A 1,091-nucleotide genomic window follows, 5' to 3' on the forward strand; every position below is an offset into this window, starting at 1 on the left:
TCGCCGGATGGCGTCGAGTTCTCGGCCGAGGGCCTCGACGTCCGCCTCCGTGAGGTGCGCGTACTCCTTGATGTCCGAAATGGCCATGCGCCTACCGTACCGTAGGTTACGAGTCCGTAGGTTACGGAGATGTAGCTTGTGCGGCAGATCACTTCCGCCGGGCGGCGCGTTTGGCGGCGCGCAATGTCTGCAGCGCGGTCGCCAGCCCCTCGCGACGCTCCCCCACCGACCGCACCCGCGGCAGATCGGGACGCCGGAACTTGCGCTCGGAGGAGGTCTCCGGGGCGTCGTCCGACGTCGCCCGCAACCACGCGTCCGGCAACGCCAGCTTGTGGATCGTGCGCAGCGCCAGCAGGTACTGCTTGCCGAGCGGACCGCTCGTGTACGGCAGGTCGTACTTCGCACACAGCGTGCGCACCCGCTCCGCGATCTCCGGGTAGCGGTTGCTGGGCAGGTCCGGGAACAGGTGGTGCTCGATCTGGTAGCTCAGGTTGCCGGTCATGAAGGCCATCACCGGACCGGCATCGATGTTGGCGCTACCGAGCAGCTGCCGCAGGTACCACTGGCCCTGCGTCTCGTTCTCGTACTGCGCCACGGTGAACTTCTCGGCGCCGTCGGGGAAGTGACCGCAGAAGATCACCACGTACGCCCACAGGTTCCGCACCAGGTTGGCCGTGAGGTTCGCGGTGATCGTGCTGCGCCACGCCCGGCCCGTCATGGCCGGGAACAGCACCAGGTCCTTGCCCAGCTGCCGCGCGATCTTCCGGGCAAAGTCCTTGGTGGGCTGGGAGTTCCGCTGCCCGGGCGGCACGCCGCACGCCTTCTTCTCGGCCCCGAGGTCGTGCAGCGCGATGCCCCACTCGAAGGTGGCCGCCAAGATCAGGTTGGCCACGGGCTGCAGCAGGTTGATCGGCCGCCACTTCTCGTCGCGCGTCATCCGCAGGATGCCGAATCCCACGTCGTCGTCCATGCCGACGATGTTCGTATAGGTGTGGTGCGCGTAGTTGTGGGCACGCTTCCAGTGCTGCGACGGACCCGTCTGGTCCCACTCCCACGACGTCGAGTGGATCTCCGGGTCGTTCATCCAGTCC

The 1,091-nt window shown here is 67.2% G+C and carries 1 protein-coding gene; it reads right to left on the reverse strand.

What is annotated here, in order from left to right; translation table 11 throughout:
• Positions 1-148: 148 nt before the first annotated feature.
• The coding region (locus tag CQZ88_RS19560; protein ID WP_258008687.1) for an acyl-CoA desaturase at positions 149-1,091 on the reverse strand (943 nt) is incomplete at its 5' end.

Source organism: Rhodococcus sp. ENV425 (assembly GCF_002887785.1).
Taxonomy (GTDB): domain Bacteria; phylum Actinomycetota; class Actinomycetes; order Mycobacteriales; family Mycobacteriaceae; genus Rhodococcus; species Rhodococcus aetherivorans.